We start from the raw sequence: 8,110 nt of genomic DNA on the forward strand, positions 1-8,110 counted from the left end.
CCTGAAGTCGACCCTGAACCAGCCGCTGGTGGCTGAAATCGAGCTGCTCGACGTCAAGGATCTCACCGCTGCCGAAGTGGTGCCGAGCCTGGCCTCGCCGGAAGATTTCGCCAAGGCCGGCGTTGATCGCCAGGCTTTCCTCAATGATCTGACGTTCACCCCTGTGCTCAATGCCAGCGGCAAAAGTGTTCTGCGCGTGACGTCGAGCAAGCCGCTGTCCGAGCCGATGGTCAAATTCCTCGTGCAGGTGATGTGGCCAAACGGCCGTCTGCTGCGCGATTACAGCGTACTGCTGGACCCGTCGAAGTTCTCGCCGCAGACCGCTGATGCCGCTGCTCAGCCTGCGCCGACCTCGACCATCACTGCGCCGACCACTGGCGCCACCCATCCGTCCCAATACACCACGACGCCACGCGATACCCTGTGGGAAATCGCGGCGAAGGCACGTACTGGCGGATCGGTGCAGCAAACCATGCTGGCCATTCAGGCGTTGAACCCGGATGCGTTCATCGACGGCAACATCAACCGGCTGAAAACCGGTCAGGTGCTGCGTCTGCCGGATGCCGTGCAAAGCGCTGCGCTGCCACAGTCTAAGGCGATTGCCGAGGTTGCGGCGCAGAACGAAGCCTGGCGTCAGGGCCGTCGTTATGCGGCCAAGCCGGGCACCGGTCAGCAGCAGCTGGATGCGACCAAGCGTGGCCGCAGCAATGCCGGCGCAGGGCAAAACCCGAAAGACAATCTGAGCCTGGTGTCTGCCGAAGGCGCCAAGGGCCGTGGCAAAGGCCCGGCGGGCGATGCCAAAGCCTTGAGCAACAAATTGGCGGTGACTCAGGAAAGCCTCGACACGACTCGTCGTGACAACGAGGAGCTGAAAAGCCGCATGACCGATCTGCAAAGTCAGCTGGACAAGCTGCAACGCCTGATCGAGCTGAAGAACAATCAACTGGCGAAAATGCAGGCCAATGGCCCGGGTGCCGCGCCAGGCGCCAATGCAGCCGTGCCTGCAGTTCCAGCGATTACCGCAGAGCTGGCGACTACGCCGCCAGCCACTCCGGCAGAAGCCGCCGCAGCGCCGACCCCGGAATCGGCCATTGCTCCACCGGCAGAGACAACACCTGCGCCAGTGGTCGAGCCTAAGCCAGTTGTCGCTGATGACGAGAAAACCTTCAACGAACTGCTGACTAATCCGATTTTGCTGGGTCTGGTCGGTGGCGGTGCGGTGATCCTGCTGCTTCTGCTGTTGCTGCTGGCCCGTCGCCGCAAAGCTCAGCAGGAAGCCGAGAAACATCTGCGCATGGCCCGTGCTCTGGCTGAAGAACAAGAGTTCTCCGCCGAGCAGGATCTGCCGGAAAGCAGCTTCGAAGGTCTGGAAGTACCGGCAGCAAGCGTCAAGCTGTCGCCTGCGGCCGCCGCGCCTGCACCGACGCCTGCACCAGCACCAGTAATTGCGCCAGTTGTCATGGCTGCACCGATTGCCGCGCCATTGGTTGCGCCATCGGCCGAACGTTCGGATGACGTGCTCGATAAAGCCCAGTCGCACATTGCAGCCGGTCGCCTGAATCAGGCGGCGGCATTGCTGGAGGAGGGCGTCAGCCTGGAGCCGCAGCGCAGTGATCTGCGCCTGAAGCTGATGGAAGTCTACGGTCAGCAGGGCGATCGCGACGGTTTCGTCGGTCAGGAGCGTCAACTGGTAGCCAATGGCGACAACTTTGCCAAGGTCGAAGAGCTGAAAAGCCGCTTCCCGGCCATGGCACTGGTGGTTGCCGGTGGTCTGGCGGCGGCTGCTGTCGCCGCCGAACTGGATGCGCAGTACGTCAAGGATCTGCTGCTGGATGAGCCGGAAGCCCCGGCGCCAGCACCTGCTCCGGTGGAAGACGATCTGGACAGCGCGTTTGACCTGAGCCTGGACGATCTGGACAACATCACTCCGGTGACGCCTGAGCCGGTGATCGAGCCGGAAGCGCCGGTCGAGCTGGACGAGTTCCCTGCTGATGACGACCTGAGCTTCGGTTCGGTGCTGCAACAGCAGACCGAGATCAAAGAGAATCTTGACGATCTGTCGGACTTCGATCTGGATCTCGATCTGGGTGCCGAGCCGGCACCTACGGTTAATCTGGGCGACGATGACTTCCTGTTGGATCTGGACGAGGGCGTGAAGGATCTGTCGCCAGTCGAGCCGCCGGTTGTAGCTGACGTGCCGCAGGATGATCTGGAATTGCCGGCAGATTTCGATCTGTCGCTGTCGGACGAGATGGACGCCAACCCGGCCGAGCCTGATGCGTTCGCTGCCGAGCTGGATGACGTCAACGCCGAGCTGGATCGTCTGTCGCAGAGCATTGCCGAGCCAACGCCAACCTTCACTGAAGCCGATGCGGCAATGGGCGGTGATCTGGGCGAAGACGACTTCGACTTCCTCGCCGGTACCGACGAAGCGGCCACCAAACTCGATCTGGCTCAGGCCTACATCGACATGGGTGACAGCGACGGCGCCCGCGACATCCTCAACGAAGTGTTGACCGAGGGTGACGAGAAGCAACGTGGTGAAGCCAAGGAAATGCTGTCTAACCTGGCTTGAGTCAGCGATAAGCGTTAACAGAACGGCAGCCCATTGAGGCTGCCGTTTTTGTTTGTGCCGGATTCTGTGGTGATTGAGATATTGTCATCGCTGGCAAGCCAGCTCCCACAGGTATGGTGTTCACCGCAAAACCTGTGGGAGCTGGCTTGCCAGCGATGGCGTCGGATCAGTCAATAGAGAACCCACTGGCATCCCCGGGCAGCGGCCTTATAATGCCCGCCTTTGTAGATCAGCAGGCTGTCCCACCTTGGCAAACATAGAAAATCCAGTCGCCGAAATGGCGCCCGACGGCTTTTACCGCATCGCGCTGGGCGTCGAGTACAAAGGCTCGCGCTACAGCGGCTGGCAGCGTCAGTCCACTGGCGTGGCCACGGTGCAGGAAGCGCTGGAAAAAGCCTTGTCGAAAGTCGCCAACTCACCGATCTCGCTGCAGTGCGCCGGGCGTACCGACGCTGGCGTACACGCCTGCGGGCAAGTGGTGCATTTCGACACTCAGGTCGATCGCTCGCTGAAAGCCTGGGTAATGGGCGCCAACATCAATCTTCCCCACGATATCAGCGTCAGTTGGGCGCGGGTGATGCCGGCGCATTTTCATGCGCGGTTCAAAGCCATCGCCCGGCGTTATCGCTACGTGATCTACAACGATCAGATCCGTCCGGCGCACCTCAATGAAGAAATCACCTGGAACCACCGTCCGCTGGACGCCGAGCGCATGGCCGAAGCCGCGCAGCATCTGATCGGCACCCATGATTTCAGTGCTTTCCGCGCCGGCCAGTGCCAAGCCAAGTCGCCGATCAAGCAGATGCATCACCTGCGCGTGACCCGTCACGGCAAAATGATCGTGCTCGACATCCGCGCCAACGCTTTCCTGCATCACATGGTGCGTAACATCGCCGGGGTATTGATGACCATCGGTGCGGGCGAGCGGCCGGTGGAGTGGATGAAGGAAGTGCTGGAAAGCCGCGAGCGGCGCTCGGGCGGCGTGACAGCGCATCCGTACGGTCTGTATCTGGTGCAGGTCGAATACCGTGACGAATTCCCGTTACCGGAGCGTTTTATCGGGCCACATTTCCTTACGGGTTTCTCGGGACTTGACGGCTGACGCCCTCGAACGCTTTTGTTACCATCCGGGACTTTCTCGGATTTACCTTGGGGTTTTATCGACATGTCAGCCGTTCGCAGCAAGATTTGCGGGATTACCCGCATAGAAGATGCGTTGGCAGCCGTCGAAGCCGGAGCCGACGCCATCGGTTTCGTGTTTTACGCCAAGAGCCCGCGTGCGGTAACCGTGCAACAGGCGCGGGCGATCATCAAGGCGTTGCCGCCGTTTGTGACCACCGTCGGCCTGTTCGTCAACGCCAGCCGCTGCGAATTAGGGGAAATCCTCGACGCAGTGCCGTTGGACCTGTTGCAGTTTCATGGCGACGAAACCGCCGAAGAGTGCGAAGGTTGGCATCGTCCGTACATCAAGGCGTTGCGAGTCAAGGCTGGTGATGACATCGCCGCCGCCTGCGATGCCTACCCAAGCGCCAGTGGCGTGCTGCTCGATACTTATGTTGAAGGCGTTCCCGGCGGAACCGGCGAGGCGTTCGACTGGTCACTGATTCCGCAAGGGTTGAGCAAGCCGTTGATCCTTGCTGGCGGTCTGACGCCGGATAACGTTGCCGATGCGGTCGCCCAGGTGCGCCCTTACGCAGTGGACGTCAGCGGCGGGGTAGAGGCGAGCAAGGGCATCAAGGATCACGCAAAGATTCAAGCGTTCATCAATGCGGTGCGTAAAGGTTAGGTCGTTGCCGGATGTGACGGCTGGCAGACTGCCGCCGTCCACAGCTTGGTAGAAAAGAGGCAGCGGATTTTTGGGTTGTATGAAGGTCAGTTTCGCTGACCCGCCCATCCATCAATCATCGCCGCACACATGAATTTTAGCTGAAGGGCATACGCGGGGCCGCGAACCAGAGCGTTCGGGCCGCCGGTACTGGAGAAAGTAAGCATGAGCAACTGGTTAGTAGACAAACTGATCCCTTCGATCATGCGATCGGAAGTGAAGAAGAGCTCGGTGCCTGAAGGTCTGTGGCACAAATGCCCGTCCTGCGAGGCTGTGCTGTATCGTCCGGAGCTGGAAAAGACCCTGGATGTTTGCCCCAAGTGCAACCACCACATGCGCATCGGCGCACGTGCGCGCATCGACATCTTCCTCGATGCCGAAGGCCGCAACGAACTGGGCGCCGATCTGGAGCCGGTTGACCGTCTGAAATTCCGCGACGGCAAGAAGTACAAGGATCGCCTGACCGCTGCACAGAAGCAGACTGGCGAAAAAGACGCACTGGTTTCCGTCAGCGGTACGTTGCTGGGCATGCCGGTTGTGGTTTCGGCATTCGAATTCGCCTTCATGGGCGGTTCCATGGGCGCCATCGTCGGCGAGCGCTTCGTGCGCGCCGCCAACTACGCTCTGGAAAACCGTTGCCCGATGATCTGCTTCGCCGCCTCCGGTGGTGCGCGGATGCAGGAAGCGCTGATCTCGCTGATGCAGATGGCCAAGACCTCGGCCGTACTGGCGCGTCTGCGTGAAGAAGGCATTCCGTTCATCTCGGTACTGACCGACCCGGTTTACGGTGGTGTTTCCGCCAGTCTGGCAATGCTCGGCGACGTGATCGTCGGTGAGCCGAAAGCCCTGATCGGTTTCGCCGGTCCGCGCGTGATCGAGCAGACCGTGCGTGAAAAACTGCCGGAAGGTTTCCAGCGCAGCGAGTTCCTGCTGGAGCACGGCGCCATCGACATGATCGTTCATCGTCAGGAGCTGCGCCCGCGTCTGGGTAACCTGCTGGCACAAATGACCGGCAAGCCGACGCCTGTGTTCGTTGCTGCTCCTGTCGAGCCAATCGTGGTTCCACCGGTGCCTGCCAACGTATGACCGAGCGTACCCTTGGCGAGTGGCTCGCCTACCTTGAGCAGTTGCATCCGTCAGCCATCGATATGGGGCTGGAGCGTTCGCAACAGGTAGCGTCCCGCATGGGACTGGGCCAGCCGGCGCCTCGGGTGATTACGGTCACCGGCACCAATGGCAAAGGTTCGACCTGCGCGTTTGTGGCTTCGTTGCTGCGCGCGCAGGGCCTGAGCGTTGGTGTCTACAATTCTCCGCACCTGCTGCGTTATAACGAGCGGGTGCAGCTCAATGGCGTCGAAGCCACTGACGCCCAGCTGTGCCAGGCCTTCGCGGCAGTCGAAGCCGGTCGCGGCGACACTTCCCTGACTTATTTCGAAATGGGCACCCTCGCGGCGTTCTGGCTGTTTCAGCAGGCCGGGCTTGATGCGGTGGTGCTTGAAGTCGGTCTCGGCGGGCGGCTGGACACGGTCAATGTGGTGGATGCCGATATCGCGCTGGTCACCAGCATTGGCGTCGATCATGTCGATTATCTGGGCGACACCCGTGAATCCGTGGCTTACGAGAAAGCCGGGATTTTCCGTCAGGGCAAGCCTGCGCTGTGTGGCGATCTGAATCCTCCGCAACCCTTGCTCGACAAGGCGCGTGAACTGGCATGTCCGTTTTTCCTGCGCGGGCGTGATTTCGATCTCGGCATCACCGATCAGCACTGGCAATGGCGCGGCACCGATGCGCAAGGTCAGGCCGTTGAGTTGCGCGATCTGCCGTTGCTCGATCTGCCGATGGAAAATGCTGCGCTGGCGTTGCAGGCGTATCTGTTGCTCGGTTTGCCTTGGGATGCCGCGCAGATTATTGCTGCATTGCAGGCGACCCGTGTGGTCGGGCGTCTTGATCGTCGTTCGTTTGAATGGAACGGCAAGCGTCTGAATCTGCTGCTGGATGTCGGGCATAACCCGCACGCGGCGGAGTATCTGGCGCGACGTCTGGCCATGCGGCCTCCGGTTGGCAAGCGCCTGGCGGTGTTCGGGTTGCTGGCGGACAAGGATCTGGATGGTGTTGTCAGCGAATTGAATGCTAGTGTCGAACACTGGGCTGTGGCGCCGCTGGATTCGCCGCGTGCGCGCCCGGTTGCCGAGTTGCAGGTGGCATTGCAGAACCTTGGTGCGTCGGTCACGTCATATGACAGTGTCGCGGCGGCTCTGGAAGGGCAGTGCGCCGTGGCGAGCAGCGACGACGAGATTCTGTTGTTCGGATCATTTTATTGTGTCGCCGAGGCCCTTGAATGGTTGGCCCGGCGCTCCACGGAGGAAGCGGCAAATGGCTTTGCTGGATAAAGCGTACAAGCAGCGCATGGTCGGTGCCCTGGTGCTGGTGGCACTGGCGGTGATTTTTCTGCCGATGCTGTTTTCCCGTCAGGACGAACAGCGTCAAGTGACGGTTGATGCGCCGGCCGCGCCGCAAGCACCTGCCATGGCGCAGTTGCAAGTCGAGCCGGTTGCCGTGCCCGAGCCGCAAGCCTTGCCGCAAGAGCCAGTGCCAAGCGATGACGAAGTTGCCGAGCAAGCCGCACCGTCGGCACCGATTGCTCCCGCTCCCGCTCCAGTCCCGGTAGCCAAGCCTGCGCCAGCAGCCAAGCCTCTTGCGGCACCGGCTCAGCCGATTGCAGCAGCAACTGCCAAACCTGACACCACACAAAGCCGCGTCGATGCAAACGGTCTGTCGGTGAGCTGGTCGGTGCAGTTGGCGAGTCTGTCGAGTCGCGCCAGCGCTGAAAGCCTGCAAAAAAGCCTGCGCAGCCAAGGCTACAACGCTTATATCCGCTCGGCAGATGGCAAGAATCGGGTATTTGTCGGGCCGCTGATCGAGCGCGCCGAAGCCGATCGTCTGCGCGATTTGCTGGGCCGCCAGCAGAACCTCAAGGGCTTTGTGGTGCGCTTTCAGCCTGAGCGTGGCTGATATCTATCAAATCGATTGAAATGCACTGACAATCGCAGCTTACCGACAGCCATGCGCTCTGCTAAAATGCGCCGCCTTATCCGTCTGTAGGCTGCACTGTGCCATTTACCTGGGTTGACTGGGCGATCGTTGCAATCATCGCCATCTCCGCATTGATCAGTTTGAGCCGCGGCTTCGTCAAGGAAGCATTATCGCTGGTGACCTGGATCATCGCAGGAGCTGTTGCCTGGATGTTCGGTGGCTCACTGTCCGAGTACCTCGCCGGATACATCGAAACCCCATCGGCTCGCGTGATCGCGGGCTGTGCCATCATGTTTGTCGCCACACTGATCGTGGGCGCAATGATCAATTATCTTATCGGCGAATTGGTTCGCGTCACCGGGCTCTCCGGGACCGACCGATTCCTTGGCATGGCCTTCGGCGCAGCGCGTGGCGTGTTGCTGGTGGTTGTGGCTGTCGGGCTGTTGAGCCTGGGGCCGGTACAGCAGGACGGCTGGTGGAAAGAATCACAGCTCGTGCCAAAATTTTTATTGGTTGCAGACTGGTCCAAAAACCTGATTCTCGGGTGGAGCAGTCAGTGGCTTGCCAGCGGTATCAGCGTACCCGCTGATCTACCGTTCAAGGAGCAACTCTTGCCGTCGGCGAAAACGCCTCAGTGAGTGTTGTTCAGTTCAGATCCATTAAGTAGGGGTTGCGTC

7 protein-coding genes are annotated in these 8,110 nt (G+C 60.6%); all 7 read left to right on the top strand.

The genetic code is table 11. The annotated features are described in order from the left end of the window. A partial coding sequence (locus tag ACIOZM_RS12535) for a FimV/HubP family polar landmark protein (protein WP_401213934.1) occupies positions 1 to 2,575 on the top strand: 2,575 nt, incomplete at its 5' end. Between the two features lie 277 nt (positions 2,576 to 2,852). Continuing rightward, positions 2,853 to 3,677: a tRNA pseudouridine(38-40) synthase TruA gene (gene truA / locus ACIOZM_RS12540; protein WP_401214038.1), complete on the top strand. Its 825-nt coding sequence runs from the start codon at positions 2,853 to 2,855 to the stop codon at positions 3,675 to 3,677. A gap of 63 nt (positions 3,678 to 3,740) precedes the next feature. Beyond that, positions 3,741 to 4,361, top strand: a complete 621-nt coding sequence (locus tag ACIOZM_RS12545; RefSeq protein WP_401213937.1) for a phosphoribosylanthranilate isomerase — start codon at positions 3,741 to 3,743, stop codon at positions 4,359 to 4,361. A gap of 204 nt (positions 4,362 to 4,565) precedes the next feature. Then, entirely contained in the window at positions 4,566 to 5,486 is a 921-nt protein-coding gene (accD, locus tag ACIOZM_RS12550; RefSeq protein ID WP_401213940.1) for an acetyl-CoA carboxylase, carboxyltransferase subunit beta, read from the top strand. Further along, a complete protein-coding gene (gene folC / locus ACIOZM_RS12555) occupies positions 5,483 to 6,790 on the top strand; it encodes a bifunctional tetrahydrofolate synthase/dihydrofolate synthase (protein WP_401213943.1) in 1,308 nt (435 codons plus the stop codon). Before accD ends, folC begins: the two co-directional genes overlap by 4 nt. Beyond that, positions 6,774 to 7,412: an SPOR domain-containing protein gene (locus ACIOZM_RS12560; protein WP_401213946.1), complete on the top strand. Its 639-nt coding sequence runs from the start codon at positions 6,774 to 6,776 to the stop codon at positions 7,410 to 7,412. Before folC ends, ACIOZM_RS12560 begins: the two co-directional genes overlap by 17 nt. A gap of 98 nt (positions 7,413 to 7,510) precedes the next feature. Further along, on the top strand, positions 7,511 to 8,071 hold the full coding sequence (locus tag ACIOZM_RS12565) for a CvpA family protein (RefSeq protein ID WP_008083218.1): 561 nt from the start codon (positions 7,511 to 7,513) through the stop codon (positions 8,069 to 8,071). The last annotated feature ends 39 nt before the right edge of the window (positions 8,072 to 8,110 follow it).

Source organism: Pseudomonas sp. NPDC087346, from assembly GCF_044744235.1.
Lineage (GTDB): Bacteria > Pseudomonadota > Gammaproteobacteria > Pseudomonadales > Pseudomonadaceae > Aquipseudomonas.

What these genes read in the sequence shown, in the direction of transcription:
- ACIOZM_RS12560 (WP_401213946.1), top strand. Translation starts at nt 6,774, where the DNA reads ATGGCTTTGCTGGATAAAGCGTACAAGCAGCGCATGGTCGGTGCCCTG.
- accD (WP_401213940.1), top strand. Translation starts at nt 4,566, where the DNA reads ATGAGCAACTGGTTAGTAGACAAACTGATCCCTTCGATCATGCGATCG.
- folC (WP_401213943.1), top strand. Translation starts at nt 5,483, where the DNA reads ATGACCGAGCGTACCCTTGGCGAGTGGCTCGCCTACCTTGAGCAGTTG.
- ACIOZM_RS12545 (WP_401213937.1), top strand. Translation starts at nt 3,741, where the DNA reads ATGTCAGCCGTTCGCAGCAAGATTTGCGGGATTACCCGCATAGAAGAT.
- truA (WP_401214038.1), top strand. Translation starts at nt 2,853, where the DNA reads ATGGCGCCCGACGGCTTTTACCGCATCGCGCTGGGCGTCGAGTACAAA.